Source organism: Streptomyces coeruleoprunus (assembly GCF_039542925.1).
GTDB classification, from domain to species: domain Bacteria; phylum Actinomycetota; class Actinomycetes; order Streptomycetales; family Streptomycetaceae; genus Streptomyces; species Streptomyces coeruleoprunus.
In genome coordinates, this window is sequence record NZ_BAABIT010000001.1 from 591,537 (window position 1) to 616,050 (window position 24,514).

Sequence of the window (24,514 nt, forward strand, 5' to 3'; positions counted from 1 at the left end):
GATGAGCACTCCAGCGCAGTACATCCCCGCCGACTTCCAGAATGAACTGGACCTGCCGGTACCTGGGCAGGTCAATCAGGGCGAAGTCAACAAGCGCCAGGCGGACGTCTACCGGCATCAGAAGATTGCCCGTGACACGGAGATGGAGATCCGCAACCTTGAGCTTCAGCTCAAGACGGGCAAGATGTCCGCCGCGATGCGGACTCGGGTCCAGGCTCGACTGTCCCGTGCGCGTAAGCGCCTGGAGACGGCGAACATCGACGCCGGCCGGGCGCAGAACCTCGTGTACCAAGCCCGTGGCGAGTACGACAAGCTCTTGGAGGGCGACAACCGCGACGCCTTCATGGCGCTTCAGGCGATGTTCTCCCAGTTCGGACTCGGCTCCCTGGCGGGAAAGATCTACGACTTCGTCAAGCAGGGCTACGGGGCAGACACCATTGCTCTTCTCCTCCAGGACACGAAGGAGTACAAGGTCCGCTTCGCAGCCAACGAAGCCCGCGCCAAGGCGGGCCTAGCGGTACTGTCGCCAGCTGAGTACCTGGCGGCGGAGTCCGCCTATCGGCAGGTCCTGGACTCGGCCGGCATGCCGAAAGGCTTCTACGACAACCCGGCGGATTTCCAGAAGTGGATCGCCGGGGATGTCTCCCCGTCCGAGATCAAGTCCCGGGTGGACCTGGCTACGGAAGCCGTGGGTAAGGTCGATCCCAACTATCGCGGGGCCCTGTTCCAGATGTACGGCATCGGCGAGTCGGAGATGGCCGCGTACTTCCTGGACCGCAAGCGGGCGGAGCCCGTGCTGAAGAAGCAGGCCGCTGCTGCGGCCATCGGCGCTGCCGCTCTGCGTCGCGGGTTCGCCGCCTCCAGGCTGGATCTGGAGGGGTACGCGGACCTGGGCATCACCTCACAGGAGGCCGAGGCGGCGTACGCCCGCATCTCGGACAACTTCGAGGCGATGCTGGGCATCGCCGGCCGGTACGGCACGACCTGGACGCAGCGCGAGGCGGAGCAGGAGGTGTTCACTCCCGGCGCCGCGCCGGCGTTCGGCGCGGAGAACGCCTTCGAGAAGTCCAAGCGACTCCGCTCGCAGGAGCGGGCCCTGTTCTCTGGCGGTCGCGGGGCGACCTCGCAGGGCCTCAGCGCGGGGTATCGTCAGACCTGAGGGATGCGCATTGAGTAAGAGCGAGTAGTAATGGTGGAAGCCCACACCGTGCGCATTCTGGGCATGGCCTCGGCGCTGTAGCCGTGGCGCAGTAACGCCCGAACCCCCGGCCACAGCCGGGGGTTTCTTATTGCTCCCCGAAGGCGCTAGCGCTATTCCGCTAGCGGATGTACATTCCGCGCGCGACGGACCGACCGGCCCCGTCCCATGCGAAGACCGGCAGCGGAGCGCGACCCTCTCCCCCGGGAGGCGAGCAGGCCGCGAAGGCGAGACGGGAGCGGCAGTGAGCGAATACACCTTCGGCGACTTCGACACCGACGACATGTCGGGAGCTGGGGAGCCTCAGTCCGGTCAGCAGAGCCCCAAGTGGTTCCGCGAGTACATGGACAAGGTCTCCGGGCAGCTGGCCGAGATCAAGGCGGAGAATGACCGCCTGAAGGCCGAGAAGCAGCAGCAGCAGGTGGCAAACACGCTCAAGGCCAAGGGCTACGCCCCGAATGCAGCGGAGCTGTACACGGGCACGCCCGACAAGCTGGACGACTGGCTGACCGCCCACGGCGGTGCACTGGCCAAGCTCCCTGGCGAAGGCCAGGAGCAGCACCAGGAGCAGGTCCCCCAGGGGCCGCCGGCCTCCACCGTTCCGGCTGACGGTCAGGAGCAGATGCAACGCATGATGGAGCAGGGCGCGCAAGGCGTGGCCGCTCCCCAGGGCTCTGACAAGGAGATCGCCGCCGCACTCGATGCGGCGCAGACTCCCGAGGAGTTCGCTCAGATCATGCGTGCGCATGGCTCCCAGTTCAACTGGGGCTAAGACCTCCTGACCTCTCCCCGACATCCCTTCGGCATCCCGCACAGCGGGAGGTGAGAGGCCATGGCCAACGCGTACACCGACACTTCGGCAATGAGCAACGCGGTCCAGACCGCGTACGACAAGACCTTCGGCTTTGCGTTGCGATCGCAGCCGATGTTCCGCGCCGTCGCTTCCAAGCGACCGGCGAACGCCACCGCCCCCGGCGGCTCGATCGTCCTGGAGAAGTACTCCGACCTGGCGACCGCCACGACGGCGCTCACGGAGACCACCGACCCCGACTCGGTGGCTCTGAGCAACCCGAACACGGTCACCATCACGCTGAACGAGTACGGCAACGTGGTGCTGAGGACCAGGAAGCTGCACCTGTTCTCGCTGACTGACGTGGACCCGGCGATCGCGAACATGATCGCGTTCAACGCCGCTGACTCCATGGACGTGGTGGTCCAGACGGAGCTGCGCTCCGGCACCAACGTCATCCAGCGCAAGGCTGGCACCGTCAGCTACGCCACCAACGGCACCGTGTCCACTCCGGTGGCCACGACCATGGCCGCCACGGACACGTACAACAGCGCCATCGCCCGCCTCGCGGTCGCCAAGCTGCGTGCGAACAAGGCGGTCCCGATCCGGGACGGCAAGTACTGGGCCGCGATTCACCCCGAGGTCTCCCATGACCTCCGGGCGGAGACTGGCTCCGCCGCCTGGCGCGACCCGCACAACTACTCGGCCGCCGGCAACATCTGGGCCGGCGAGCTGGGCGCGTACGAGGGCGCCTTTTACATCGAGTCGCCGCGCTGCTACAACGCGGTGGACGCGGGTACCAGCGACAACACGGTGCGTCGCTTCCGCACGTACTACGCGGGCCAGGAGGCCCTGGCCGAGGCCATCGCCGAGGAGTTCCACGTCGTGGCCGGTCCGATCGTGGACAAGCTGGGCCGGTTCCGGCCGCTCGGCTGGTACGGCGTCGGCGGATGGAAGATCTACCGCAACGAGGCGCTGATCCGCGCCGAGACGTCGTCCTCGATCAACAACTCCTGATGGCCAACTGGACGTTCCGGACCCCGTCAGTCGACGAGGGTCCGGCCGTCTCCGGGAACCGGCTCATGCGGTTCTACAAGCTCGCCCGTGGGATCACGATCCTCAACCGGGCGGGCGTGTACACCGCAGTCCGCTACCCGACTGAGGACGAGATCGCCGCAGCGACGACCGCCTACCTGGGCGGTCATGAGTACACGGTCGACGACGCCACGAAGGCGGCGCTCATCGCCGCCGGCGTCGGCGTCACGGAAGCCAACTTCACCGCCTTGTGAGGGCGCGACATGGACCAGACCTGTGAGCCGCTGACCAGCGGCGGCAACTCCACCATCACCAACGGCAACGAGCAGGACGCTCTTGACAAGTGCGTCCAGATCCCGGTGCGCACCGAGGGTGCGCAGGACGGGGAGCTGCACTGATGTGCCGGACCGGCTGCAAGACCCAGGACCACGCCAGCTGGGGCGAGTGCGCCCGAGCGGCGAACATGCGCGTGGCGTACTGCGGCATCGGTGGCGGTGACGCCACCGCGCAGAAGAAGTGGGATGACGAGCTATCCCTGTACCGCCAGGCGCGGGCTCAGGGCATTCAGCCCGACGGGACCACGAAGAACAAGGTCGTGGCCGCGATCAAGGCGAGCGAGAAGGTCGGCGCCGCCTTCGGCCGCGACTTCAGCGCGGCGTCGCCGCTGCCGGTGGTGGAGTGACATGGCCGAGATGCGCGTCGGTATCGAGGACACCGACGGCCACAAGCTCAACGTGGACTCCGACGGCCGCGTCACGGCCGCCACGGTTGGCCAGGTGGCCACGACCATGTACACGGAGTCGACGACGGCCCGGACGACGTCCAGCCAAACCTCCAGCCAGACCTGGCTGGCCAACGCCACGACGGCCTGGGTCGGGGTCAACCTGACCGCCCTCTCGGGCGGCACGTCGCCGACCGTGACGGTGTCGCTTCAGCAGCAGGACGGCAACAGCGTGTGGCACACGCTGGCATCCACGAGCGCGCTGAACGCGACGGGTACGGCGCAGTTCTCTGTGGGCCAGGGCATGGCCAACGGCGCCATGCTCTTCGCCGGCGGCAACTACCGTTTCTCCTGGACGATCACCGGCACACCTACGACCTGCTCCTTCCAGATCGCGATGTCGGGGCGGTAGCAGCCATGCCGACCTTCGATCAACTCGTCAAGAGGGTCAAGCGGGAGCTGAGGGGCTTCACGCTGGATCAGGAGAGCATGTCCGAGCTGGCCGCCTCCATGGGCGCCAGCGACACGTCTTTCACGGTCGACACGTCCACGGTACTCAACCTGTCCCGCGGCCTGGTCGAGATTGATGACGAACTGATCCTGGTCAAGACGTACGACGCCACGAGCGGCGTCGTCACCGTGATGGGCCTGACCAACGGCCGCGGGTACGACAACACCACGGCCGCGAGCCACAGCACGAACGCGCTGGTGGTCAGCAACCCAGCCTTCCCCAGGAAGGCCATCAAAGACGCGATCAACGACGCGATCACGGCCCTGCACCCCAGCCTGGTCGTGATCAGCTCGACGAACTTCACGTACAACGCGGCGCAGGTGGAGTACTCCCTGCCCGCCGAGACAACGGACGTCTGGTACGTCGTGGCGCGCCGCGTGGGTCCCGAGAAGGTCAGCGCTCCGCTGCCGAACTGGCGGTTCAACCCGCAGGCGTACGCCACGGACTTCTCCACGGGGAAGTCCATCCAGCTCTTCGACGCCGTGACGCCCGGACAGAACGTCCGGGTGGTGTACACCAAGGCCCCGTCAACGCTGTCCGCGAATGCGGATGACTTCGCCACCGTCACCGGCTACGCCGACCGCGTAGCCGATTTGGTCGTCTGGGACGCCTGTAAGCGCCTCCTGCCCGGCGTGCTCTCCGCGCGCCTCCAGCAGACCGCCGTGGAGGCCACCGAGCGAGCGCAGCTCGTCAGCGCACGGGATATCCAGGGCGCTGTGCAGACGTACGCGGCGCTGTACGCCGAAGGGCTCCAGCGTGAGCGCGACCGCCAATTCCAGGAGATCCCCAACTACGCGACCTTTCAGGGGAGCTGACCGTGGCGAACAGCTACTTCTACTCGAACACAGCCGTCCAGACGACCCTCTCAGGGTCGATCTCGGCTGGCGCCACTTCCATCACCGTGGCGGCTACGACCGGCTTCCCTGGGTCGTATCCGTACGTCCTGGCCGTGGACTACGGCGCCTCCACGGAGGAGTTGGTCAAGGTCACCGCGGCTGCGGGGACCACGCTCACGGTGGATCGAGGCTTCTCCGGCACCAGCGCCCAGAGCCACAGCCTGGGCGCCACCGTGCGCCACGTCTACCACGCCGGCGACGCGACCGATTTCCGTACGCACGAGGCCGCGACGAGCGGCGTGCACGGCGTCACGGGCGACCTGGTGGGCGCCACGATGACGCAGACGCTGACGAACAAAACGTTGACGTCGCCGACGATCAACAACGCGACGTACGCCAACGGCGGCAGCTTCGCCGGCACGTTCACCGGCAGCCCCACCTTTAGCGGGGCCCTGACCCTGTCTGGGGCCGCCGTCCTGTCCGGCGGCCCCAGCATCTCGGCCGGCGGCGCCCTGGCGGGGACCTTCACGGGCAGCCCCACCTTCAGTGGGGCGCCTACGTTCAGCGGTATACCCGTCTTCTCCAACGAGATCAGCCACACGAACCTGTATCGCGGCAGCCGGGCGGCAACCACCGACTCCCAGTGGGAGACGCGAGTCTCCGGCGACGCCAATGCAAGGTGGTTCGTCCGGGCGGACGGCCACGTAGCCTGGGGCGCCGGCTCGGCGACCTGGGACACGAACCTCTACAGGTCTGCGGCCAACACGCTCAAGACAGACGACACCCTCCAGGTGGGCGGCGACCTGGCAGTCACCGGAAACCTGACCGCAGCGAACCATCCGAAATTCGCCACGGGCTCGACCACTTTTAATTTCAGCTCCACGTCCACCGTGGACGTCTCGGTGAGCTTCCCCGCCAGCCGCTTCAGCGGCACGCCGAAGGTCACAGCGCTGCTGACCAGCCTCCCCTCGGGCTCTTCGGCCCTGATCATCCGCGCCAGCTCCGTAACGAGCAGCGGTATGACGCTGCGCTGCAACGACACGGGCGGTGTCTCCAGAACCCTCAGTATCACCGCCGACTGGATCGCGGTCGAGGAGTAGCCCATGGCCGGGATCGTCGCAAGGTCTCCGTTCCCGCTGTCGGGACGCACTTCCAGCGCCTCCAGTACGTACGCCCTGGAGGGCGTTCAGTACGACGTCGCTATCGGTGGAATGCCCTGGCTGCTGAAAATCGACGATCAGCACGTCATGACCCGGGCCGGCGCCCCGGTCCGCAAGGACCAGATCGATCAGCAGCAGATCCCGGGCGAGCAGTCGCTCGCCTCCTGGTGGCTGCGGTCGCAGGCCACTTTCATCGGTGGAGCCGGGCTCCTGTACCAGGACCCGGCCGCGGACAACCAGTACGCCATCCGGTACGCCGATTCTGTCGGCGTGAACCCCTGGGTGAACGGCAAGCTGACGCTGCTGCGCTCGACGTCGCAGCGCATCAGTGACGGCACGGCGAGCAAGCATCACGTTGTCGGCTGGAACGATGGCACGGACCGCTACTGGTCCGCCGTCGGCAACGTGCTTCAGTCCGACACCGGCAGCGCCACCACGGCCATCACCTGGGGCGGTGCTAACACCATTCGTTCTCTGACGAGCGACGGTACGCGGTACTACGCGGCCGACAATGTCAACGTCTACCGCGGTACCGGATCGGGAGTCGGCGCAGCCCTGTGCGCCACGGGCACCACGAACGTGGTGTGCCGCTGGGCCAAGGGCCGGCTGATGCTCGGCCAGGACAACCTCATGTACGAGGTGGACAACGCCGGAGCGAAGACGCTGCGCTTCACGCACCTCAACCCCAGCTTCGTCTGGACGGACATTGCCGAGGGCACCAACGCGATCTATGCGAGCGGCTACGCCGGCTCCGAGGGCGGAATCTACAAGTTCGTGCTGGACAGCTCCGGCAACGTGCCGACACTGGCCAGCGGCGGCGTGCTCGCCGCCCAGCTCCCCCGCGGCGAGGTCGTCTACGCCATGACGACCTATCTGGGCGCGTTCGTCGGCATCGGCACCAGCCGAGGCTTCCGTGTCGGCGAGATCGACGACCAAGGCGACCTCCGATACGGCCCGCTGCTCATCGAGAACAGCAACGGCGTGAAGGCCGTGGCGGCCTACGACCGCTTCTTCTTCGTCGGGGCGACGAACGGCATCGACTCCGACTCGGGCCTGTACCGAGTGGACCTCGGTCAGCCGATCCAGGACAACGGAGTCAGCGCCGGTACGCGCTTCGCGTACGCCACGGACCTCCAGGCGCACGTGACCGGCGAAGTCTGCTCGGTGAGCAACTTCGGCAACAGCGACCGCATGGTGTTCGCGGTCGTCGGCCAGGGCTCGTACCTGGAGTCAGCGTCCACGCTGGAGTCCACGGGCTACCTGCGCACCGGACGAGTCCGGTACAACACGATGGAGCCCAAGATCTACAAGTTCGTGACGGTCAAGACGCCGACAAGCCTGTTCGGCTCGGTGGCCGTCGCCGTCGGCGACCCCGGCGGAGCCGAGACGAGCATCATCACCGTCTCTGAGGGCTCGTCCCTCTCCATCAACGATGTCGTGCTGGCTGCGCCGAGCACGGCCGCGGAGTGGGTGACGCTGAAGCTGACGCTCGGCCGGTCGACGACCGACACCACCAAGGGTGGCGAGGTACACGGCTGGCAGCTCAAGGCCATGCCTGGTGCCGTACGGCAGCGGATCTTCACGCTGCCGCTGCTGTGCTTCGATCGCGAGAAGGACCGCGCCGGCCAGACCGTGGGCTACGAGGGCCGGGCCCTGACCCGGCTCGAAGACTTTGAGCAGATGTTCGCCGCCGGCGACGCGGTGTCCTTCCAGGACCTGCGAAGCGGTATGAGCTACCTCGTCGTCATCGACGACTACCGCTTCGAGCAGGGCGCCCACCCGGCGAACAACAGTAGTAGGTGGGGCGGGATTCTCTGGGCCCAGCTCCGGACCATTGCGGATGTGATCACAGCATGACCTGGCCGCCTAGCCGAGTGATCATCGCCCCCGCCAACGAGGGCGAGAGAGACGCCGTACGGACCGCCCAGCGGGCGCTCAGGGTCGCCGAGACCGGCGCCATGGATGACGCCACCAAGACCGCCCTGAGGGGCGTACAGAACCTGTTCAGGTTGCCCGTAACGGGCGTACTGGACAGGCCGACCGCCGAGGCGCTGGACCGTCTGCGGCCACCATCACTGAGGGAGTAGCGCGATGGACTACATGGATGTCGCAGAGCGCGCCGGCTGGACCGGCGTGGAGGCCGCCCTGGCGGTGGCCATCACCGAGCTGGCCGAGGTCAGTCTCTGGTGGGCGGCGCCGCTGGCGCTGGTCCTGGCGGCGGCGAAGAGCTGGGTCGTCGCCCGCAAGAGGGCTCGCGCCGATGGGTGACGAACCCGTCGGAATCGCTCTGGCATTGGCCGATCTACGAGGGGCCGTCAACGAAGGCTTCGCCAAGTTGGACGGCCGACTGAACGTCGCATTGACCAGGTCCGAGACCCAGGACCGGGAGATCAAGGAACTGAAAAGCCGGGTGAGCACACTGGAAGCGAAGCTCTGGAAGTTCTCCGTGGCAGCAGCTGCCATGGGCACCGCGGGCGCTACCGGGGTCTGGCAGCTCATGCAGTAATTCGCTAACGTGTTCGATGGCAGCACACCCCGGAAGGGTGGGCAAACGCAAAAAGACCCCCGGCCCGAAGGCCGGGGGTCTCTGCGTCTCCGGTGAGAGGTGGACTGATCAGGTCCGGCCGGAGGCGCATCCCTGGAGAGGGATGCGCTCATCCTCTCACGCCTCACTGACAGCCGGGGAGGGGACGTCTTCCACCGTGATGGACACCTGCCGCCGGTACCGACGGATGACCCGCTCCGAGCACAGGCAGACAACCACGTCCGTGTCGGTCCTGGCGGCAGCCTTCTCGGCCGCCGCGAAGGCGGATTCCTGGTTGGTGAAGTTACCCTCGCCGGGCACGTGGTACCACTCCTTGTGGTCACTCATTGTTCGACGCCTCCGGGTCGATCAGGTCGGCGGCTTCCGCCGCGAACATCGGGCCGCTGATCCCGTACACCCCGTTGTTCCGGTCGCGGATCTTCTCCGCCAGCTCGTGGGCGTAGGCGTCCAGGATGCCGTTCACTGCCTCCAGCTGCTCCCAGGTGAACGCCAGGCCGTCTGCCCCGATGCCGAGTTCTACGGCCAGCGCATCGACGGCCACTAGGACCGGGTCCTTGGCGCTCACGCGTCCTCCCCGGGCTGCACCAGCTCGACCTCGCCCTCCAGGCGCTCCGGCAGCGCCGGAGGCCCGTACATGGCCGCCCAGCCGTTCGTGGGCTGGGGCAGGGCGCCCGTGCCCACCACGGGGCCGTACGTCTTGACGGCGGGGTTCAGTGACCCGTCCACCAGGAATGTGGACTGTGGCCCGCTGGGCTCGCCCTCCACGAGGGCGATGACCCGCCTCAGCTTGCGGACCAGGGTTTCCTGGTCGTCGTCCGACGACAGTGTCACCACCGTCTCCGCGTCCTCGTCCGTCAGCTCAAAGCGGACCGACTTCGTCTTGAGTCTCAACGTCATGCGGCATCCCCCAGGGCGTGGTCCAGCTCGGCGTTCAGGAACGCCGCGATGTCCTCGCGGCTGTGCGGGTGCTCGCGGTCCTCCAGCAGGAGGGCCAGTCCTATGCGGATGTGCTGGTGCGCGTTGCGCTCGTTGGGGGTCTCGGTGTCGCTCACGGCTCAGTCATCCTCGCCCGGCAGGAGGACTCCGTCCAGGTCCTCCGGGGTCAGCTGGTGCTCATCGTCGCTGTAGAAGGGCAGCCCCTCCTGCTCCGACTGTTCATTCATGGGGATCTCGGTCATCACTTCTCCGTTCGTACGGGCTTGATGCGGACGATGCCGAGCACCTGCTCCGAGTGCTCGATGACCAGGGCGCCGTTCACGGTCGACGCGGAGGCGTCGCCGGGGAGCAGCACCTCGTAGAGGTGGCCGCCGACGCTGTACGCGACGGCGTACGGCGGGCGCCGCTCGGGCTGTTGCGGCTTATCGATGGCCGTATCACTGGCCAGCCTGTCGGCTGCCGCCTGGCATACGCGCTCGCAGTCGTTGGTAAGCAGGTAGGCGCAGCCGCCCGGATGGGCACACGGATTCTTTGGGCCGTAGGCCCGCATCATGCAGCTTCCGCTGTACGTGTGCCCTTCGCGGCAGGCTGACGGACAGTCATCGCCTGGCAGGGGCACGTCCTCCACCTTGGCGGGTTTGTAATGCAAGCACTCGCAGTCCCAGCGATGACAGGCCCCGTCCTGAACGGTGGAGTGCTGGTGCTGCCGGCGGGGATGGCCACACTCGCAGCGGTCATCCGTCGATGAGGGCACGGACGGCATCCGGGCCTCCCTTCACGTACAGACTGTTGATGTCCTCGCCCTGCGGAACGCGGACGATGCGGGCCTTGGCTTCCTTGGCCAGGAATTTGCCGAACTTCCGTCCGGCGGTGTCGCCGTCGGCGAAGCTGTACACGGTGTCGAAGTCCGACAGGCAGCGACTGAAGTGCTGCTGCCAGTTCTCCACGCCGGGCACACCCACGGCAGGGATGCCGCTGATGGACAGCGCAATGGCGTCCAGCTCGCCCTCGGTGATACCGATGTGGTCGGAGTCCTTCTTCAGATCCAGGACGTTGTAGAGGTTGGCCGTCAGGCCGTCCTGGCTCAGGTACTTCGGGCAGTTCGCGGCCCTGCAGTCATGGCTGCGCAGGCAGCGAAACCGCATGTTCACCACGCCGGCGGGCGTGATGTACGGGATGGCCAGCCGGCCGCGGTAGCCCTCATGGCCCACGAGGGGGCGTCTAACGACGCCCAGGCGGAACGTACTTACGACCGACGGGCCGAAGCCCCGCTTCGCCAGATAGGCCAGGGCGCTGGTATCGCCCGCGAGATCCTGCTGGTAGATCGACGCCGCTTGCTCGAAGTATGTCCGCTGCGCGGCGCTCAGCGTCTGCACGGTCGTAGTCCTCCATGGCCATAATCAGGTGAACGGCGGTGCCCTTAGCGCCGCACGAGTGGCAGAAGAAGACGTTCTTCTCGACGTTGACGCGCATCGAAGGGCGTCTGTCTCCATGTATGGGGCAGCAGACCTGCTCCTCGCCCCAGCGGCCGGAGGCTAGCTCTACGCCGTACTCGGCGAGGACTGGGGCGATGGGGATTAGTACCCCTGAGCCCTCAGGAGGAGGGCTGCGGCGAGGAGATCCATACGAACCCACGAGGACTCCTCCCCTTCCGGGATGTAGCTCCAGTCCGACGGAAGAAACGCGATCGGGAAGTACGCATCCCACCGGGCCGCCGTCTTGTAGGGCCGCTTCACGACCAACAGGCAAGCTGCCGCGCCAGCATTCCGCATCTCCACCATGGTCTCGCGCTGCCACGCTCCGATGAGCTGCGTCGCAGCCGCCTTGACCTCCACGACCACGCCGGGGATACCAGCGACGTCGCCCCTGTCCCTGCTGCCGGACAGGGCCCGCCGCTCAGCAGCGGGCCACCAGTTCTGGAGGTAGCGCACCACCTCCCGTTCGGCGGCGGTACCTCGACTCTTCGAGCGGTTAGTCATGGACCCTCCAGAGCCCGCGGGCAAGCTGGCTCACGTACTGCGGCGTGATGCCGTACTCCTCGCTCAGTTCCTTGGCGTTGCTGCGCGTACCACCACGCTGTATGCGGAAGCGGGGCTCGAACCGAGCCCGTATCTCCGCCACCTGCGCCGGCGGCAGGCGCGTATTGCCGTTCGAGAGGCCGCGGTTTCGGTTGCCGCGTCCCCGCTCCCACATGTCTCGCATGTTGTCGGCGTGCGTTCCGGCGTACAGATGGCCGGGGTGGAAACAGCGTCGAACGTCGCAGTGATGCAACACAGACATCCCGACCGGGATGTCGCCGTGCTCCAGGGCGTACGAGACCCGGTGCACGTCCAGGACTGTGCTGCCCACGCCCATCTGCCCGTACCCGGCGGGGCGTGTGTAACGCGTCCAGACGATGCAGCCACCCTGGGCGGGCACGCCGCCCGAGAACAGGCGCTCTCGGATGGCATCCCGCCCAGCCGCATCAAGCCGGGCCCCAACGGTGCCCTTGGCCTTGCTCTTGGTGCTCATGCCGCAGTCCCCCCTTCACTCGTGGCCTCGAAGCGAGAGTCACAGGAGGAACAGAGAGGCCCCGTCTTGGACGGGGCCTCCTTGTTCGCTCCCCATCCCCATCGACATCGTTCCGGCTTCGCAACGCCCGACGACAGAACCTCTGCTTCGAGCGCCCGTATCTCGGCCGCGACTTCGGGGAACCACTCGGCGATCTCGTCAAGCTCGCCCGAGTGTGCAAAGGCACCGCACAGGCACTCGCCGCTCATGTGCAGCAGATCCGAGACTTCGTTGCGGGGAACATCCTGATGGACTCGGCGGTACGCGTTGAGGTCGAGCTTCGTCCAGTCGAGCAAGGGCGACACCCAAACCGTGGAGCCGCGGCGCTCGACCGGTCCCTTGCCGGCCAACGGCTTACGACGGGCCGATTCGTCCGCTCGCCGTCCGGCGAGGAAGATGACGCGCTCGCGCCGCGGGTTCTTCACCAGGTCGTTGCGGACCTTCTCCAGCGCCCGCTCTTTCAGGCGCTGGTACATCATGAAGTGAGACGCGGGACCCGGGAAGCCGCCGGGCCACAGCACGGTTCCCGCGTTCGGACCCGTGCGCGCACGGCACTGTCCAAGGACCAGATCTCGATAGGTCGAGCCGGGCTCGGGGTGCTTCTCAATCAGAGGAAGCCCCCAGCCTTCACACGTGTCTCGCACGTACTGCCTCGTCTTCTCAATCCCGATGCCCGTGTTGGCGTGGGCCGCATGCGTCGCACGATCCTTGAACAGGTGGGCGAGAGTGGTTGAGTCGTTGCCACCGGAGAAGAGGATGACGATCCCGGCAACCTTGTGCCCGCTCGCCAGGACCTGCTCTTCGATGGCTCGCTCCAGGACCGCGTGTGACGCGGCCGTGAGTTCCGCGATCCGCTCCTGATCGCCCGTCCTCATTCATGCCTCCCGGCGTACTCCAGGGCGCTTTCCAGCGCCAGCTCCCAGGTAGGCATCGGGTAGCCGAAGCAGACGCTGACGCCCGGCTCGGGCGTCGCCTGCTCCCACCACCAGCAGCCCGACGCCCTGTAGACCTTGAGCCGCCCCGGCGGTTCCGGAGGCGGCTCATAAGTGGTGTTCGGGGTGTACTCCGGCAGGTCGTGCGACAGGCCGGAGTGGGGTTCATCCATGGCGGTACTCCCTCACCTCGATGCCCGCCTCACGGGCGAGCTTCATGGTGTGCTGCGTCCCGCTGCCTTGTGGCAGCGGGAAGGCCAGCACTAGATCAGCGCCGGCCTCCACCATGCGCTTGTTGCGCTCCGGGCCGGCGGCCTTGCCGCGGGTCTCCCAGGCGGCAAGGAAGCGCTCCTCTTCGACGCGCACCAGACGCGCCGCCGCCTGGAACCACTCGTGAGCGATGGCGTCCGCTCCGGTGGAGCAGGCGCCGTGTACGAGCACGAAGGGCCCGTGCTCCTGATGCACGTCGTTCAGTGCGTCCCAGATGGCCGTCTTATCGGTCCAGGCCCTGGACCCTGTCACGATCACGCGCATTCGCGCTCCCGGATCTCCTGGTGGCCGCAGTTGCGGCACATGCGGAACAGCAGGTCGTCCCGAGCCTCCGGCTCATAGCCGTCGGCGTAGTCGACCTTGACGAGCGCCCAGCGCGACCAGCGGTGCCGGAGACGGCACCCCAGCAGGGGCTTGCGGCGCTTCATCGAAGCCTCCGGAGTGCCTCGCGCCGGGACAGCTCATCGGCGATCCGGAGCGACAGCGACGTGTGGGCGCGGTCGAAACTTTCGTCGTACTCGTGACCCCGCAAGGCGATCTGGTCGCCCAGCAAGTCCAGCGCGTGACGCATAACGTCAAGCTCGTCGTCGGTCCACATCACCGCAGCTCCTCCGCCTTCTCGATGAGCAGGGCGTAGCTGTCCGCGTGCGCCTGGACCTGCTTGGCCTCCCTGCCCAGGGCGGCAGCCCTGGGGCCCGTCGCCGGCGCGGTGCGCCACTTGTCGCGCAGCCTCTCGGCGCGCTCCTCCAGCTGTGCATGGCGCAAGCGCAGCTCCTTGAGGACGAGGTCAGTCATGCTTCTCGCCCTTCGTGAGGGCGTCCAGGACGCTCTGAGCGACCGTCGCCGAGACCTTCGAACCCAGCTCGGCGGCGACGGCCTCACGGGCCTTCTTGACCTCGTCCTGGATGTACGTCCCGAACGCCTTCTGGACCTCGGCCTGCACGACCTCGTTGATGAAGGGCCGCTTGTTGCGGTAGCTGTCGCGGACCTCGGTGAACGTCTTCTTCGCCTCGTCCATGATGATCTCGGACAGCGTGGTCTCCTTGCCGGTGGCCTCGCCGTAGTAGTTGGTGCGCTGGATTGGGCGCTTCAGCGCCTCCTGGATCACAGGCTTGACCGCGGCGCGGATCTCTTCGGTGCGGATACTGGTCACCCGCTCGCGGAGCGAGGTGTACTCCGGGGTCTTGGCGACGGCGTCCTTGATCAGCTCGGCCACCTTGTCAGCGACGGTCGCCTTGCCGTCGCAGTACGCATCGCCGTCCTCGTCGTAGCGGATGACGTCGCCTACGACGGTGTCCAGCGTAATCTCGTCGATGAGGATCTTGATCTCCATTAGCCCCAGCCATCCTCTCCGCCCCAGTTCGCGTACGAGTGCTGGGGTGCTGGTTGTACGTAGTCCCCGACGTACGACGTCGCAGCGTCGAGCGTCATCGGGAAGTGGTTGTTTGCGTCGGCGTCCGCCTTGGCGTGCCTGTTCTTCACGCACGCCACATGGAGGTCACCTGTGTTCGTCACGCCGCACGTGACGATGACCTCCGGAATCGCGGCGACCTTGCCGTGGATGTCCGAGCGGCGCGGACAGGGCCGCTTGGTGCGCTCGGAGTCGGCGCAGTGATGGACGAGGAGGACATGAGCCTCCGTCTCCCGCGCCAGCACCTTGGACTGGCGCATCAGGTCCCGGAGGGACCCCCACTCGTCTCCGGTGTCGTGTCCGATGTCGGACGCGATGTCCACCATGATCTGTTCGGGCCAGCGGCCCTCGGTCTCGTGGTACGCGTACGTCGACAGCCAGACGTCGTCCAACGACGGGTTCGGCATGAACTCCCAGCGGACGAAGTCGTACTGGGTGAGCGCCCGGCGGCAGCGCTCCGGCTCGGAGCGGAGCCACTGTTCCGTCTCGGCGGTCGGCGTACGGGTTCCGATGGCCAGCAGGCGGCTTGCGATGGTGTCCTGATCGGAGTCCGTCGAGAAGGCCAGCGTCGGCGTGGCCATGTTCACCAGCGCGTTCAGCGCGATGCGGGTTTTGTGGGAGCCGGGGATGCCGGCGAGCATCGAGACCGATGCCCGCCGGAACCTGATCCCCTGCGCGTCCCAGGTAGCAAAAGCGGGGGGCAGCGGCTCTTTGCCGATAGCCCCCCGCGTCACGGAGCGGGACAGGGTCTGCATCTACAGCTCCGACAGGAGCCAGAAGACCAGCGGAACGCCGACCAGCAACGCGAACCAGAAGAAGGGCAGGTTCGCCTTCTCCATCTCGCGCTGGCGCCGGTAGTAGATCTCCGGTCGGACGACCTCTGACGCCCTGACGGGCCGCAGGGCCCGGCTCAACTCCTCGACGTACCTCGCGTGCGCCCTGGACTTCGCCATGTACTCACCCCCTCCCCATCGCTCCACAGTGTGGAGGATGGGGACGTAGGGGGCGCATGCACCGATCGTCATGCGGGGACGGGGTTGTACGCGCTCAGGGTCTGGGCGACGTCACCGTGGACCCAGTAGCCGCCGCCTCCGGCCCAGGCGATCTTGCCCTTGAAGTACTCCTGGTTCTGGGTGCGGTACGCCTTGAATGCTTCCTTCTGCGGGAACGGCACCTCGATGCGGTAGACCACCGGCCAGTCCGGCCGCGGCTTCGGTCCGTTGCGCTGGCCGTTACCGCCCTGCGGCGGGGCCGGCGGCCCCTGGTAGCCCGGCGCCTGCGGCACGGAGACGTTCGGGCCGAACGGCGGGGGCATCGGAGCACCCTGGGGCGGAGCTGGCAGCCCCGCGGGGGCCGGACTGACCGGGCCCACGCCGTTGGCGACCTGCATCTCCGCCTTGATGTGGCTGTACACCGAGGCGGCGATCGTCGTCACGCCGCCGTCCAGCAGCGCCTGGAAGCGCTCGTTGACCTCGGTCGGGGTGTTACCCCGGACCACGATCATGGGGCCACGGCTGTCCATGGAGATGGTGTAGATGTGGTTGTGCGGGTTGTCCGGGTAGTCCGGGTAGGCCGTCGCAGCGTCGGTCTCCACGTCGTTCCAGTCCTCGTTCTCGTCGGTCATGACGCCTCTTTCTTGGTCTCGTTACGTCCCCGGCCGCTGATGCAGCCGGGGTGATGCCCGCACGCCTCGCAGCAGGCGCCGCAGTCGCAGTTCACAACGGCCTCCTAGAAGGGGGTGTAGCCCGGCGATGCCGGGTCGTAGAGGCGGGCCAGCGGCCCGTTCACGGCCGCGCAGGCGGCCGACACGTCGCAGATGAAACAGCCGCGGTTCTCGATGCCAGTCGCGGGGAACTCCCCGCGCTGGATCTCAGCCCAGGTCTTGGCGAAGACCTGCCCAACCGCCTCCGGCGTGTACTCGGTGAGGTCGAAGGGCCTCGCCAGGGTGCCGAGCCTGTTCATGAAAGCCACGCCGTCGGCGATGTCGACGTCGTACTTCACCTTGAGCAGCGCCCGGTAGACACCGAACTGGGCGGCATCCCGTGGCGGCCTCTTGGACGTCTTCAGGTCGACGATCCAGTACCTCTTGAAGGTCGGGTCCCAGAAGACCCGGTCCAGGTACGCCTTGATCTCGACGTCGCAGCCGGGCAGGCGCCCGGAGATGTCCAGCTCGATCGCTGGCTCGCCGTCCGGCGTCGTCCAGATCTCCCACGGAGATCGCTCGCGCCAGTCGATGTACCACTGGACGAAGCCCAGGCCCATGCGACGCCACGCGTCGATGTCGTCGCCGCCGGCGCGGCGCCAGGCGTTCTCGTTCGGGTCCTTCTCGCGGGCCTTCGTCAGCTCAACCTCAAAGCTGCGCTCCCAGATATCGGCGATATCCCAGTGCCCTGCTGGCGAAGTCAGCATCGACCGAAGGTCGTACAGTTCTGTGGCTCGGTGCACAGCAGAGCCCCCCACGGACCAGACGGCCGGCTGTTGGGGGGCTCGGGCTATGTACTTGAGGAACCAGCTCTTCGCGCACCTCTCGAAAGTGTCTCTGCTGCTGTGCGAGAGATGCCTGATCTCACGCGGCGGATCGCTCACGGCGGCCCCTCCCGGCGTACTCCAGATAGAAGGGCGTCTGCGGGTTGTAGACCCGCACGTCGTCCTTGCGGAACCACTTGATGACATTGCCGCGCCCGGAGAAGACCTGGAGGCGCACCCATTCCCCGTCCTCGGTCTCGCCCGCGTACCACGCGTCTGCGATCAGTCCGCCATTGCGGACCCATGCATGCCGAGATCCCGGAGCCTCCGGAAAATCCTGCATCGGGCGAGGCTCGTCCGGAATGGGGAGATCGACGATCTCCGCCGTCCTGGACGGCTTCGGCTGGGCCGCCTTCCAGGCGCGCCATTGCTCGATGAGCCCATCGCAGACGGCTGTGGAGAAGCCGGTTGTTAGTCGGATGTGATGGACGGAGTGGCCCTGTTCCCGAAGACGGGCAAGGTGCTCACCCCATTCGATCCGACGCTCCAGGGGCCAACGACGCCATGCGCCCTGGCCGAGCTTCCGGCGAATGAGGTAGCGCTCGTGCTCGTCGAGCCCGCCCCAGACCCCCCAGTCCTCGCCAAGGGTGTCTCGGCGGCACTCGGTGAGCACGGGGCAGAAGGAGCAGATCTTCTTGGCATGCTCCCACGCCCTCTTTGTTGTCGGGCTCGGCTCATTGCGAAGCTGGTTCCCGCTCGGCGGGAAGAACACCTCCGGCGGCACCGTCCGGCAGGAAGCGCGACTGAGCCATTCCCGGTTCGGGTCGTACAGCATTACGGATCACGCCTCCCTCTCGATGTGAGGTGCCACGCGCCACAGCGCGGGCACAGGTACGTCGCCATCTCGTGGCGGCCCTTCCTTTTCCAGAGGTGGAGCAGGGCCGTACGGGCCGCATACCGGTCGACGTACGGCCTCTTGCCGCACGCCCCGGCGGTCATCGCGCTGCAAGGTAGGCGATGGCGATGACGAGGCCGATGGCCGCACCGATGGCTCCTTCGGCGAAGGCCCAGCCGATACGGCTGCCGTTCTTCCGCAGGAAGTGCCACAGGCGCAGCCGTGCCCGGATACGAGAAAGGCCGCCACGAAGGCGGCCCGGCTTCTTGCGCTCGGCACTCATCCCGTCACCTCCGGGAATTGCGGGCACACGCAGTGCTCGCATTGGCACCGCGAGCAAGGGATTTTCATTCGCTCTTCTCCTTGTTCTTGTCGCGCAGAGCGCGGTAGCCGGTGCGGCTGCGCTCGGCCATGACGCCGCGCTGGTACGCCAGCTTGAAGTGGGGGAGGACGGCCGCCAGGACAACCTCCACCTGGTCGGGTAGCGGTTCCTCCTGAAGGACTTCCTGAAGGAGGCGCAGGACGTCCCTCCGCAGGGCCTCACGGCCCTTGTCTCTGGCCATGGGGGCTCCAAAACGAAGAGTCACCGCGGGTAGCGGTGGCTCTGTTGGGTGTTTATGCAGGTCAGGCGGCTGTGGTGAATGTGAGTTCAAGAGGTGATCGAAGGAACGTGACCGTTCCGGAAGGTGCGGCCCATCTCGAAGACCTTCTCCAGGCCGCCGACGCACAGCCGCTTCAGATACAGCTCGGGCGCGATGCGCAGGTAGAGGTCGAGGTCGTAGGCGTTGATGTGGGTGGTGAACGGGCGGGCGTTGGCGCCGCCGTGGATCTGCTGGAGCATCGGCGTCTCGACTTCCAGGTAGCCGCGCTCCAGCAGCCCCTGGCGCAGTGCCTGGACGGCCGCGGAGCGGGCCCGTACGACGTCGCGGGCCGCCGGGCTGGCCACCAGGTCGAGGTAGCGGCGCCGGACGCGGGCCTCGGGGTCGGCGAGGCCGCGCCGCTTGTCGGGCAGGGGGCGCAGGCACTTGCCGGTGAGGCGCCAGCCGGTGACGAGGACGGACAGTTCCCCGGTGGCGCTGGCGCCGACCTCGCCGGTGACGCCGAGGTGGTCGCCGAGGTCGACGTCCGCGGTGAACCGGTCGAGGAGGTCCGCCCCGGTGCCGTCGCGGGTGAGCATCAGCTGGAGGTCGCCGGACCAGTCCCGCAGGACGGCGAAGACGACGCCGCCGAGGTCGCGGACGGCCATCACGCGCCCCGCCACCGTGACGCGCCGCCCGGTGCGGGTGCCGGGAGCCGGGGCGGGGTGGGCGGCGCGGATCGCGGCGAGGGTGTCGGTGGGGTGCGGGACGCCGACCGGGTACGGGTCGGTGCCGTCGGCGCGCAGCCGTTCCAGCTTGCGGTGGCGGACGCGGACCTGCTCCGGCGCGCGGCGCTCCGGGGCGGCCCGCAGCGTGTCGGGCCCGGCGAGGCCGAGCGCGTCGATGGACGGCAGGCCCTCGGTGGTGGCGGGCTTGGTGACGGGTCCGGGCCGGCGGCCCTTGCCCCACAGGGAGCGCAGGCTCGGCACGGAGACGAACCCCTCCGCGATGCCGGACGCGAGGCCGATGCGGGCGAGCGCCCCGGCGTCGCCGTAGCACAGGAAGCGCGGGTACCACTCGGGCTGGTACTTGACGTTGGAGCGGTACAGGGCCTCCAGCTGCCACCAGCGGGAGAAGAACAGCAGCAGCCTGCGCCAGGCGCGCAGGACGGGTCCCGCGCCGATGCGGGCGCCCTCCTCGAAGGCGGAGCGGAACACGGCGAAGTTGAGGGAGATCCGGCGGATGCCGAGCTTCGGGGCGTACGCGCACAGCTCGGCGACCATGAACTCCATGACGCCGTTGGGCGCGTTCCGGTCGCGGCGCATCAGGTCCAGCGAGATGCCGTCGCGGCCCCACGGCACGAACGACAGCAGGGCGATCAGCTCGCCCGGCGCGTCGAACGCCTCCACCATCAGGCAGTCCCCGTCGGCCGGGTCGCCCAGCCGGTCGAGCGCCATGGAGAAGCCGCGCTCGGTCTCGGTGTCCCGCCAGGCGTCGGCGCGGTCGATGATGCGCCGCATCTCCTCGTCGTCGAGGGCGGCGTGACGGCGGATCTTCGTGGTGGCGCCGGAGCGCCGCAGCCGGTTCACGGCCTGCCGGGTCACCCGCATCTCGCGGCCGTCGAGGTCGAAGCGGGCCACCTGGAGGATGGCCTCGTCGCCGAGCTGGATGGCACCGAGCCCGGAGCGGGCGTAGGCGCGTGCCCCCTCCTCGGACGCGCCCATGACGGCCGGCGCCCAGGCGTAGCGGCGGGCGACGTCGCGCCACGCCTCGATGGCCGGCGTCCACGCGGCGGGGTCGCCCACGGGGTCGCCGCTGGCGAGGCACACCCCGGCCTCGACGCGGTAGGTGACGGCGGCCCGGCCGCTGGGCGAGAAGACCACCGCCTTGTCGCGGCGCGTGGCGAAGTAGCCGAGCGAGTCCTGCGCCCCGTACGCGCCGAGAAGGGCGCGGATACGGGGCTCCTCGTCGCCGTGGAGCGCGGCCTCCATGCGCTGGGAGCGGAACAGGGTGGCCGCCGCGCCGAGCAGGGCGAGCGCACCGAACAGGCCGAGGAGGAAGAACAGCGGCCGGGGCGGCGCCCCGTCGAAGTTCTCGCCCGCGACGAGACCGCCGAGGACCCGGTTGGCCGCCCACGCCAGCCGCTGGCCGCGCGGGACGGTGCCGGGGAAGGCCTCGACGAGCGCCCAGCCCACGCCGATGCCCGCCGCGGCCCCCAGCAGCAGTACGCGCAGGGCGCGCCACCAGGCGCCGTGACGGGTCTGCGCGGAGAACTCGTCGCGCGCCATGACCAGGACGGCCAGCGCGGCCACGCACAGCACCAGGTTGGCGGTCCACGACCAGTCGGCCGCGAAGACCACGAGCAGCACGTCGGCGAGGAGCAGCAGGGACACGTAGGCGACGACGAGCCACCAGGCGACCCGTTTGCGGGCGCCGACGGCCGCGGCGAGGAGCAGCAGGAACACGGCGTACGCGAGGTTGGCGCTGACCGGACGGTGACCCGGTCCAGGAACCAGGCGAGGGGCCGCAGCAGCCCGCGCAGCGGCGGGATGAGCGCGAGGACGGCGGAGAACAGGCCGAGCGCGCCGAAGAAGGCGGCGAAGACGTCCGGCACCCGGCCGAGCAGACGGTGGCGGCGCGCGGACACGGACGGGGGGCGGGTCCGCGCCCGGGACCGCTCCTCGCTGACACTCATGCCCCGACTCTAAGAACGAACGGGTCGGGGCGCCTGTCGGGACGTCCGGGACGGCTGGGGGCGGATGAGGGGGCGGCCGGCCGGCGTCACGCCCCTCCGCCCTCGGGGGCGTGCTCGGTGCCGGCCAGGCCGGTCAGTTTGCCGTGCAGTTCGTCGACGGCCGGGTGTCCGATGTCCTCGGCGATGCGCAGGGCCTGCTGCCACACCGTCCGGGCGGCGTCGCGGTCGTGGGCGGCGAGCCGGGTGTCGCCCAGGTGGTTGAGGATCTCCGTCTCGCCGTACCGGTCGCCGAAGCCGCGCACGAGGCCGAGGGCGCGTTCGTAGCAGCCGACGGCCTCGGCGTACTGGGAGAGGTGGTGGTGGGCGTAGCCGAGGCTGTCCCAGGCGCCCGCCTCGGCGTGGAGGTCGCCGATCCGCTGGTTCAGCGCGACGGCCCGGGTGCAGTGGTCGAGCGCGGCCCGGTGGTCGCCGAGCAGGGCGTGGAGCCAGCCGGTGTTGTTGAGGGCCAGGGCCTGGCCGGGCAGGTGCCCCGCCTTCCGGTAGAGCGCGAGGGCCTGCTCGTTGTGGTGGAGGGAGTCGCGCGGGCGGCCCTGCCGGTCGCGCACCCAGCCGAGGCCGCGGTGGGTGTGGGCCTCGCTGACGGGGTCGTCGACGCGCCGGTACAGGTCCAGGGCGTGCAGGAAGTGGGCGTAGCCGTCGTCCAGCCGCCCCGTCTGGGTGTGGACGCTGCCCAGGCCGCGGTGGGCGCCGGCCTGCCAGGAGGGGTTGCCGAGCCGCTGTGCCGCGAGGAGGGCGGTGTGCTGGGTGGCGGCCCAGTCGTGCCAGTGGCCGCGGTAGTCGAAGAAGGTCTCCAGGGACCCGGCGAGCTGCCAGACGTGCGTGTCGAAGCCGTGTTCGACGGCGAGGTCGACGGCGCCCAGCAGGACGGCGTGCTCGGCGGTGAACCAGGCGAGCGCCGCGTCGTGGTCCGGGACCTCCCCGGGACCACGTCCGGCCGGGGGCCGTCCGGCGGGACGTGGTCGCGGTGCGGGTCGAGCCTGCCGGCGGCCGCGTGGGCGGTGTGCAGCCAGAAGTCCAGCAGGCGGTGGCGCGCGGCGTGCCGGTCGGCCGCCGGCAGGGCGGAGGCCCGCTCGCCGGCGTACAGGCGGGTCAGGTCGTGCATGCGGTAGCGGCCCGGTACGTGTTCCTGGACGAGGTGGGCGGCCTGGAGCCGGCGGAGCAGGCCGCGGGCCCGGGGCGCGGCGACGGCGGGCGCGGCGATGTCGGGGCCGGGTGCGAGGCCGAGCAGCGCGAACACCTCGGCGGCTGCCGGGTCCAGGGCGTCGTACGAGGTGGCGAACACCGCGCGCAGATCGGCGGCGACGTCGCCGGTGTCCAGGGCGTCGAGCCGGCCGGCGGCCTCCCGTACCTCCTCGGCCAGCACGGACAGGGGCAGCTCCGGGTCGGCGGCCGCGCGGGCGGCCAGGATGCCGATGGCCAGGGGCAGTCCGGCGCAGTGCCGCAGCAGGGCGGCGACGGCGTCGGGTTCGGCGTCGGTGCGGCGGCGGCCGAGGTGCCGGACGAGGAGTTGCCGTGCCTCGGCCTCGGTGAGGACGTCCAGGCCGAGCATCCCTGCGCCGGCCGGCCGTCAGGCTCCGGTACAGCCCCGCCTGTCCGTCCAGGTCGGCGGGGATCCGCGCGGGGTCGGCGCCGAGCGCGTCGAGGAAGCCTCGGACGGCCGCGGCCGGCGGCACCGGATCGGCGGAGGGGTCGAAGCCGCGCAGGTCGGCGTAGAGCTGGCCGTCGGGGAAGCGGTGCAGGTGGTGGTGTGCCCAGTGCAGGGCGAGCCAGGTCTTGCCGACGCCGCCGGCGCCGCCGATCGCGGAGATCACGACGGTGCCGGTGCTCTCGGCGGGGCTCAGCAGTTCGCCGAGCCGGGCCAGTTCGCGGACGCGGCCGGTGAACCTGGGGGGCTTGCCGGGCAGTTGCCGGGGCACGGGCCGGTGCGCGGCCCCGGCGCGGGGAGCGGGCGGCGCGGTTCCGGTGCCGGGGTCCTGGGCGGGGGCGGACGAGCCGGCTTCGGGGGCCGCGGGAGCCTCGGGGGCCTCGGGCGGGGCGAGGGCCGGGTCGTTGGTGAGGATCTGCCGGTGGAGGGTGCGCAGGCGGGGGCCGGGATCGGTCCCCAGCTCCTCGGCGAGCCGCTCCCGCAGCTCCTGGTAGCGGTTCAGGGCGTCGGCCGCGCGTCCGCTGCGGTACAGCGCGAGCATCAGCTGCCCGGCCAGGCGCTCGTCGAGCGGATGCTCCTCGACGGCGGTGGAGAGCTCGGCCGGCAGCTCCGCGTGGCGGCCGAGGCGGAGCCGGACGTCGTTGTGGTCGAGCACGACGGTGAAGCGCTCGTGCCGCAGCTCCTCGCGCAGCGACGCGAACCACGGGGTGTCGCACAGTGCGAACGGCTCGCCCCTCCACAACCCGAGGGCCTGCCCGAACAGCGGGGCCGCGGCGGACGGTTCACCGGCGGCGCGGGCGCGCGCCGCAAGGGTACGGAAGCGGTGCAGGTCGACGGTCCCCGCGTCGGCGCCCAGTGCGTATCCGCCCGGGCGGCGCACGATCCGCGTGTCCTGCCCGGCGGGCGCCAGGGCCTTCCGTAGGCGGGACAGGTAGCCGTACAGGGTCTCCCTCACCCGATGGGGCGCATGGTCCCCCCACACCCGGTCGACCAGCTGGTCCACCGACACCGCGTGCGGCGCCTCGACCAGCAGGACCGCCAGCACCGACCGTTGCCGTGCGTGCCCCAGCTCCAGGACCCGGCCCTCCACGGACGCCACGACGTCCCCCAGCACGCAGAACTCCACCGGCATCGGAACCCCCTCACAACCCCCCGAGTACTGGGCACCCACGGTGCCGAAGCGGCGCGCGGTGGCCAATTCACGATCAGGCCAAGGTCCGTACGGGACCAGCCAGACATGGGGCCCGGCCCACCCCTCCCGACCAGGGATTCCAGGTTTC

38 protein-coding genes and 2 pseudogenes are annotated in these 24,514 nt (G+C 69.0%); 13 read left to right on the top strand and 27 right to left on the bottom strand.

Annotated elements, in window-relative coordinates:
- Position 1: 1 nt before the first annotated feature.
- The 7 genes from ABEB09_RS02775 (at position 2) to ABEB09_RS02805 (ending at position 4,156) form a co-directional block, all read left to right on the top strand.
- A complete protein-coding gene (locus tag ABEB09_RS02775) occupies positions 2 to 1,159 on the top strand; it encodes a hypothetical protein (RefSeq protein ID WP_345686722.1) in 1,158 nt (385 codons plus the stop codon).
- A gap of 283 nt (positions 1,160 to 1,442) precedes the next feature.
- Positions 1,443 to 1,970: a hypothetical protein gene (locus tag ABEB09_RS02780; protein WP_345686724.1), complete on the top strand. Its 528-nt coding sequence runs from the start codon at positions 1,443 to 1,445 to the stop codon at positions 1,968 to 1,970.
- 60 nt (positions 1,971 to 2,030) lie between these two features.
- On the top strand, positions 2,031 to 3,005 hold the full coding sequence (locus tag ABEB09_RS02785) for a N4-gp56 family major capsid protein (protein ID WP_345686726.1): 975 nt from the start codon (positions 2,031 to 2,033) through the stop codon (positions 3,003 to 3,005).
- Positions 3,005 to 3,277 carry a hypothetical protein gene (locus tag ABEB09_RS02790; protein WP_345686728.1) on the top strand — a complete coding sequence of 91 codons (273 nt, stop codon included), beginning with the start codon at positions 3,005 to 3,007 and terminating at the stop codon, positions 3,275 to 3,277. The genes ABEB09_RS02785 and ABEB09_RS02790 overlap by 1 nt, the downstream gene beginning before the upstream one ends.
- A 9-nt stretch (positions 3,278 to 3,286) precedes the next feature.
- A complete protein-coding gene (locus ABEB09_RS02795) occupies positions 3,287 to 3,421 on the top strand; it encodes a hypothetical protein (RefSeq protein WP_345686730.1) in 135 nt (44 codons plus the stop codon).
- Complete coding sequence (locus ABEB09_RS02800; RefSeq protein ID WP_345686732.1) at positions 3,421 to 3,705, top strand: hypothetical protein; 285 nt, start codon at positions 3,421 to 3,423, stop codon at positions 3,703 to 3,705. Before ABEB09_RS02795 ends, ABEB09_RS02800 begins: the two co-directional genes overlap by 1 nt.
- 1 nt (position 3,706) lies before the next feature.
- The gene (locus tag ABEB09_RS02805; RefSeq protein ID WP_345686734.1) at positions 3,707 to 4,156 is read left to right on the top strand and encodes a hypothetical protein; all 450 of its coding nucleotides are present in this window, start codon (positions 3,707 to 3,709) and stop codon (positions 4,154 to 4,156) included.
- Here ABEB09_RS02805 and ABEB09_RS34835 read toward each other — a convergent pair.
- The gene (locus ABEB09_RS34835; protein WP_380841925.1) at positions 4,084 to 4,524 is read right to left on the bottom strand and encodes a GvpL/GvpF family gas vesicle protein; all 441 of its coding nucleotides are present in this window, start codon (positions 4,522 to 4,524) and stop codon (positions 4,084 to 4,086) included. The genes ABEB09_RS02805 and ABEB09_RS34835 overlap by 73 nt on opposite strands.
- On the opposite strand from ABEB09_RS34835, the gene ABEB09_RS34840 reads away from it, so the two are divergent.
- Genes ABEB09_RS34840 through ABEB09_RS02835 form a run of 6 tightly spaced genes read left to right on the top strand, consistent with a single transcriptional unit; the run spans position 4,453 to position 8,757 of the window.
- A complete protein-coding gene (locus tag ABEB09_RS34840) occupies positions 4,453 to 5,070 on the top strand; it encodes a phage adaptor protein (RefSeq protein ID WP_446697149.1) in 618 nt (205 codons plus the stop codon). The genes ABEB09_RS34835 and ABEB09_RS34840 overlap by 72 nt on opposite strands.
- Positions 5,071 to 5,072: 2 nt before the next feature.
- On the top strand, positions 5,073 to 6,191 hold the full coding sequence (locus tag ABEB09_RS02815; protein ID WP_345686738.1) for an H-type lectin domain-containing protein: 1,119 nt from the start codon (positions 5,073 to 5,075) through the stop codon (positions 6,189 to 6,191).
- Between the two features lie 3 nt (positions 6,192 to 6,194).
- Entirely contained in the window at positions 6,195 to 8,108 is a 1,914-nt protein-coding gene (locus ABEB09_RS02820) for a hypothetical protein (RefSeq protein ID WP_345686740.1), read from the top strand.
- Positions 8,105 to 8,338, top strand: a complete 234-nt coding sequence (locus ABEB09_RS02825; RefSeq protein WP_345686742.1) for a peptidoglycan-binding domain-containing protein — start codon at positions 8,105 to 8,107, stop codon at positions 8,336 to 8,338. The genes ABEB09_RS02820 and ABEB09_RS02825 overlap by 4 nt, the downstream gene beginning before the upstream one ends.
- A 4-nt stretch (positions 8,339 to 8,342) precedes the next feature.
- Complete coding sequence (locus ABEB09_RS02830; protein WP_345686744.1) at positions 8,343 to 8,519, top strand: hypothetical protein; 177 nt, start codon at positions 8,343 to 8,345, stop codon at positions 8,517 to 8,519.
- Positions 8,512 to 8,757, top strand: a complete 246-nt coding sequence (locus ABEB09_RS02835) for a hypothetical protein (protein ID WP_345686746.1) — start codon at positions 8,512 to 8,514, stop codon at positions 8,755 to 8,757. The genes ABEB09_RS02830 and ABEB09_RS02835 overlap by 8 nt, the downstream gene beginning before the upstream one ends.
- A 156-nt stretch (positions 8,758 to 8,913) precedes the next feature.
- On the opposite strand, the gene ABEB09_RS02840 is transcribed toward ABEB09_RS02835, so the two are convergent.
- The 26 genes and pseudogenes from ABEB09_RS02840 to ABEB09_RS02960 form a co-directional block, all read right to left on the bottom strand.
- Complete coding sequence (locus ABEB09_RS02840; RefSeq protein ID WP_345686747.1) at positions 8,914 to 9,123, bottom strand: hypothetical protein; 210 nt, start codon at positions 9,121 to 9,123, stop codon at positions 8,914 to 8,916.
- Complete coding sequence (locus ABEB09_RS02845; RefSeq protein ID WP_345686748.1) at positions 9,116 to 9,361, bottom strand: hypothetical protein; 246 nt, start codon at positions 9,359 to 9,361, stop codon at positions 9,116 to 9,118. Before ABEB09_RS02845 ends, ABEB09_RS02840 begins: the two co-directional genes overlap by 8 nt.
- Entirely contained in the window at positions 9,358 to 9,693 is a 336-nt protein-coding gene (locus tag ABEB09_RS02850) for a hypothetical protein (RefSeq protein WP_345686750.1), read from the bottom strand. Before ABEB09_RS02850 ends, ABEB09_RS02845 begins: the two co-directional genes overlap by 4 nt.
- Positions 9,690 to 9,848, bottom strand: coding sequence for a hypothetical protein (locus ABEB09_RS02855; RefSeq protein ID WP_345686752.1), 159 nt, complete (start codon positions 9,846 to 9,848; stop codon positions 9,690 to 9,692). Before ABEB09_RS02855 ends, ABEB09_RS02850 begins: the two co-directional genes overlap by 4 nt.
- 3 nt (positions 9,849 to 9,851) lie before the next feature.
- A complete protein-coding gene (locus ABEB09_RS02860) occupies positions 9,852 to 9,974 on the bottom strand; it encodes a hypothetical protein (protein WP_345686754.1) in 123 nt (40 codons plus the stop codon).
- Positions 9,974 to 10,285 (bottom strand): hypothetical protein, encoded by a 312-nt coding sequence (locus tag ABEB09_RS02865; RefSeq protein ID WP_345686756.1) that lies wholly within the window; start codon positions 10,283 to 10,285, stop codon positions 9,974 to 9,976. Before ABEB09_RS02865 ends, ABEB09_RS02860 begins: the two co-directional genes overlap by 1 nt.
- A gap of 181 nt (positions 10,286 to 10,466) precedes the next feature.
- Positions 10,467 to 11,108: a toprim domain-containing protein gene (locus ABEB09_RS02870; protein ID WP_345686758.1), complete on the bottom strand. Its 642-nt coding sequence runs from the start codon at positions 11,106 to 11,108 to the stop codon at positions 10,467 to 10,469.
- A gap of 25 nt (positions 11,109 to 11,133) precedes the next feature.
- A pseudogene (locus tag ABEB09_RS34845) lies at positions 11,134 to 11,367 on the bottom strand (CHC2 zinc finger domain-containing protein); the annotation flags it as partial.
- Positions 11,310 to 11,711, bottom strand: coding sequence for a PDDEXK family nuclease (locus tag ABEB09_RS02875; RefSeq protein ID WP_345686760.1), 402 nt, complete (start codon positions 11,709 to 11,711; stop codon positions 11,310 to 11,312). The gene ABEB09_RS02875 and the pseudogene ABEB09_RS34845, both read right to left, overlap by 58 nt.
- Positions 11,704 to 12,243 carry an HNH endonuclease signature motif containing protein gene (locus ABEB09_RS02880; protein ID WP_345686761.1) on the bottom strand — a complete coding sequence of 180 codons (540 nt, stop codon included), beginning with the start codon at positions 12,241 to 12,243 and terminating at the stop codon, positions 11,704 to 11,706. The genes ABEB09_RS02875 and ABEB09_RS02880 overlap by 8 nt, the downstream gene beginning before the upstream one ends.
- On the bottom strand, positions 12,240 to 13,157 hold the full coding sequence (locus ABEB09_RS02885; RefSeq protein ID WP_345686763.1) for a phosphoadenosine phosphosulfate reductase family protein: 918 nt from the start codon (positions 13,155 to 13,157) through the stop codon (positions 12,240 to 12,242). The genes ABEB09_RS02880 and ABEB09_RS02885 overlap by 4 nt, the downstream gene beginning before the upstream one ends.
- A complete protein-coding gene (locus ABEB09_RS02890; protein WP_345686765.1) occupies positions 13,154 to 13,387 on the bottom strand; it encodes a hypothetical protein in 234 nt (77 codons plus the stop codon). The genes ABEB09_RS02885 and ABEB09_RS02890 overlap by 4 nt, the downstream gene beginning before the upstream one ends.
- Positions 13,380 to 13,748, bottom strand: a complete 369-nt coding sequence (locus ABEB09_RS02895) for a DUF2493 domain-containing protein (RefSeq protein WP_345686767.1) — start codon at positions 13,746 to 13,748, stop codon at positions 13,380 to 13,382. Before ABEB09_RS02895 ends, ABEB09_RS02890 begins: the two co-directional genes overlap by 8 nt.
- Positions 13,739 to 13,912, bottom strand: a complete 174-nt coding sequence (locus ABEB09_RS02900; RefSeq protein ID WP_345686769.1) for a hypothetical protein — start codon at positions 13,910 to 13,912, stop codon at positions 13,739 to 13,741. The genes ABEB09_RS02895 and ABEB09_RS02900 overlap by 10 nt, the downstream gene beginning before the upstream one ends.
- Positions 13,909 to 14,082 (bottom strand): hypothetical protein, encoded by a 174-nt coding sequence (locus tag ABEB09_RS02905; RefSeq protein ID WP_345686771.1) that lies wholly within the window; start codon positions 14,080 to 14,082, stop codon positions 13,909 to 13,911. Before ABEB09_RS02905 ends, ABEB09_RS02900 begins: the two co-directional genes overlap by 4 nt.
- Entirely contained in the window at positions 14,082 to 14,279 is a 198-nt protein-coding gene (locus ABEB09_RS02910; RefSeq protein ID WP_345686773.1) for a hypothetical protein, read from the bottom strand. Before ABEB09_RS02910 ends, ABEB09_RS02905 begins: the two co-directional genes overlap by 1 nt.
- Complete coding sequence (locus ABEB09_RS02915) at positions 14,272 to 14,817, bottom strand: hypothetical protein (RefSeq protein WP_345686775.1); 546 nt, start codon at positions 14,815 to 14,817, stop codon at positions 14,272 to 14,274. The genes ABEB09_RS02910 and ABEB09_RS02915 overlap by 8 nt, the downstream gene beginning before the upstream one ends.
- Positions 14,817 to 15,650, bottom strand: a complete 834-nt coding sequence (locus tag ABEB09_RS02920) for an AAA family ATPase (protein ID WP_345686777.1) — start codon at positions 15,648 to 15,650, stop codon at positions 14,817 to 14,819. Before ABEB09_RS02920 ends, ABEB09_RS02915 begins: the two co-directional genes overlap by 1 nt.
- Positions 15,651 to 15,848 carry a hypothetical protein gene (locus ABEB09_RS02925; RefSeq protein ID WP_345686779.1) on the bottom strand — a complete coding sequence of 66 codons (198 nt, stop codon included), beginning with the start codon at positions 15,846 to 15,848 and terminating at the stop codon, positions 15,651 to 15,653.
- Positions 15,849 to 15,916: 68 nt separating this feature from the next.
- Positions 15,917 to 16,519 (bottom strand): hypothetical protein, encoded by a 603-nt coding sequence (locus tag ABEB09_RS02930; protein WP_345686781.1) that lies wholly within the window; start codon positions 16,517 to 16,519, stop codon positions 15,917 to 15,919.
- A gap of 104 nt (positions 16,520 to 16,623) precedes the next feature.
- Positions 16,624 to 17,568: a RecB family exonuclease gene (locus ABEB09_RS02935; RefSeq protein WP_345686783.1), complete on the bottom strand. Its 945-nt coding sequence runs from the start codon at positions 17,566 to 17,568 to the stop codon at positions 16,624 to 16,626.
- Positions 17,462 to 18,196 carry a WhiB family transcriptional regulator gene (locus ABEB09_RS02940; RefSeq protein WP_345686785.1) on the bottom strand — a complete coding sequence of 245 codons (735 nt, stop codon included), beginning with the start codon at positions 18,194 to 18,196 and terminating at the stop codon, positions 17,462 to 17,464. The genes ABEB09_RS02935 and ABEB09_RS02940 overlap by 107 nt, the downstream gene beginning before the upstream one ends.
- Before the next feature lie 160 nt (positions 18,197 to 18,356).
- Positions 18,357 to 18,539, bottom strand: coding sequence for a hypothetical protein (locus tag ABEB09_RS02945; RefSeq protein ID WP_345686787.1), 183 nt, complete (start codon positions 18,537 to 18,539; stop codon positions 18,357 to 18,359).
- A gap of 64 nt (positions 18,540 to 18,603) precedes the next feature.
- Complete coding sequence (locus ABEB09_RS02950; protein WP_345686788.1) at positions 18,604 to 18,819, bottom strand: hypothetical protein; 216 nt, start codon at positions 18,817 to 18,819, stop codon at positions 18,604 to 18,606.
- Between the two features lie 113 nt (positions 18,820 to 18,932).
- Positions 18,933 to 21,529, bottom strand: a pseudogene (gene lysX, locus ABEB09_RS02955) (bifunctional lysylphosphatidylglycerol synthetase/lysine--tRNA ligase LysX); the annotation flags it as partial.
- 86 nt (positions 21,530 to 21,615) lie between these two features.
- Positions 21,616 to 24,366, bottom strand: coding sequence for an AfsR/SARP family transcriptional regulator (locus ABEB09_RS02960; protein ID WP_345686790.1), 2,751 nt, complete (start codon positions 24,364 to 24,366; stop codon positions 21,616 to 21,618).
- Between the last annotated feature and the right edge of the window lie 148 nt (positions 24,367 to 24,514).

Excerpts from the sequence above, each read along its gene's own strand:
- ABEB09_RS02830 (WP_345686744.1), top strand. The coding sequence starts at position 8,343 with ATGGACTACATGGATGTCGCAGAGCGCGCCGGCTGGACCGGCGTGGAG.
- ABEB09_RS02825 (WP_345686742.1), top strand. The coding sequence starts at position 8,105 with ATGACCTGGCCGCCTAGCCGAGTGATCATCGCCCCCGCCAACGAGGGC.
- ABEB09_RS02950 (WP_345686788.1), bottom strand. The coding sequence starts at position 18,819 with ATGGCCAGAGACAAGGGCCGTGAGGCCCTGCGGAGGGACGTCCTGCGC.
- ABEB09_RS02885 (WP_345686763.1), bottom strand. The coding sequence starts at position 13,157 with ATGAGGACGGGCGATCAGGAGCGGATCGCGGAACTCACGGCCGCGTCA.
- ABEB09_RS02800 (WP_345686732.1), top strand. The coding sequence starts at position 3,421 with ATGTGCCGGACCGGCTGCAAGACCCAGGACCACGCCAGCTGGGGCGAG.
- ABEB09_RS02785 (WP_345686726.1), top strand. The coding sequence starts at position 2,031 with ATGGCCAACGCGTACACCGACACTTCGGCAATGAGCAACGCGGTCCAG.
- ABEB09_RS02960 (WP_345686790.1), bottom strand. The coding sequence starts at position 24,366 with ATGCCGGTGGAGTTCTGCGTGCTGGGGGACGTCGTGGCGTCCGTGGAG.
- ABEB09_RS02865 (WP_345686756.1), bottom strand. The coding sequence starts at position 10,285 with ATGATGCGGGCCTACGGCCCAAAGAATCCGTGTGCCCATCCGGGCGGC.
- ABEB09_RS02840 (WP_345686747.1), bottom strand. The coding sequence starts at position 9,123 with ATGAGTGACCACAAGGAGTGGTACCACGTGCCCGGCGAGGGTAACTTC.
- ABEB09_RS02850 (WP_345686750.1), bottom strand. The coding sequence starts at position 9,693 with ATGACGTTGAGACTCAAGACGAAGTCGGTCCGCTTTGAGCTGACGGAC.
- ABEB09_RS02920 (WP_345686777.1), bottom strand. The coding sequence starts at position 15,650 with ATGCAGACCCTGTCCCGCTCCGTGACGCGGGGGGCTATCGGCAAAGAG.
- ABEB09_RS02945 (WP_345686787.1), bottom strand. The coding sequence starts at position 18,539 with ATGAGTGCCGAGCGCAAGAAGCCGGGCCGCCTTCGTGGCGGCCTTTCT.
- ABEB09_RS02890 (WP_345686765.1), bottom strand. The coding sequence starts at position 13,387 with ATGGATGAACCCCACTCCGGCCTGTCGCACGACCTGCCGGAGTACACC.
- ABEB09_RS02910 (WP_345686773.1), bottom strand. The coding sequence starts at position 14,279 with ATGACTGACCTCGTCCTCAAGGAGCTGCGCTTGCGCCATGCACAGCTG.
- ABEB09_RS02915 (WP_345686775.1), bottom strand. The coding sequence starts at position 14,817 with ATGGAGATCAAGATCCTCATCGACGAGATTACGCTGGACACCGTCGTA.
- ABEB09_RS02895 (WP_345686767.1), bottom strand. The coding sequence starts at position 13,748 with ATGCGCGTGATCGTGACAGGGTCCAGGGCCTGGACCGATAAGACGGCC.
- ABEB09_RS02805 (WP_345686734.1), top strand. The coding sequence starts at position 3,707 with ATGGCCGAGATGCGCGTCGGTATCGAGGACACCGACGGCCACAAGCTC.
- ABEB09_RS02900 (WP_345686769.1), bottom strand. The coding sequence starts at position 13,912 with ATGAAGCGCCGCAAGCCCCTGCTGGGGTGCCGTCTCCGGCACCGCTGG.
- ABEB09_RS02775 (WP_345686722.1), top strand. The coding sequence starts at position 2 with ATGAGCACTCCAGCGCAGTACATCCCCGCCGACTTCCAGAATGAACTG.
- ABEB09_RS02880 (WP_345686761.1), bottom strand. The coding sequence starts at position 12,243 with ATGAGCACCAAGAGCAAGGCCAAGGGCACCGTTGGGGCCCGGCTTGAT.
- ABEB09_RS02905 (WP_345686771.1), bottom strand. The coding sequence starts at position 14,082 with ATGTGGACCGACGACGAGCTTGACGTTATGCGTCACGCGCTGGACTTG.
- ABEB09_RS02860 (WP_345686754.1), bottom strand. The coding sequence starts at position 9,974 with ATGACCGAGATCCCCATGAATGAACAGTCGGAGCAGGAGGGGCTGCCC.
- ABEB09_RS02940 (WP_345686785.1), bottom strand. The coding sequence starts at position 18,196 with ATGCTGTACGACCCGAACCGGGAATGGCTCAGTCGCGCTTCCTGCCGG.
- ABEB09_RS02790 (WP_345686728.1), top strand. The coding sequence starts at position 3,005 with ATGGCCAACTGGACGTTCCGGACCCCGTCAGTCGACGAGGGTCCGGCC.
- ABEB09_RS02875 (WP_345686760.1), bottom strand. The coding sequence starts at position 11,711 with ATGACTAACCGCTCGAAGAGTCGAGGTACCGCCGCCGAACGGGAGGTG.
- ABEB09_RS02930 (WP_345686781.1), bottom strand. The coding sequence starts at position 16,519 with ATGACCGACGAGAACGAGGACTGGAACGACGTGGAGACCGACGCTGCG.
- ABEB09_RS02935 (WP_345686783.1), bottom strand. The coding sequence starts at position 17,568 with ATGTCATCAAGTGGTTCCGCAAGGACGACGTGCGGGTCTACAACCCGC.
- ABEB09_RS02835 (WP_345686746.1), top strand. The coding sequence starts at position 8,512 with ATGGGTGACGAACCCGTCGGAATCGCTCTGGCATTGGCCGATCTACGA.
- ABEB09_RS02925 (WP_345686779.1), bottom strand. The coding sequence starts at position 15,848 with ATGGCGAAGTCCAGGGCGCACGCGAGGTACGTCGAGGAGTTGAGCCGG.
- ABEB09_RS02795 (WP_345686730.1), top strand. The coding sequence starts at position 3,287 with ATGGACCAGACCTGTGAGCCGCTGACCAGCGGCGGCAACTCCACCATC.
- ABEB09_RS02820 (WP_345686740.1), top strand. The coding sequence starts at position 6,195 with ATGGCCGGGATCGTCGCAAGGTCTCCGTTCCCGCTGTCGGGACGCACT.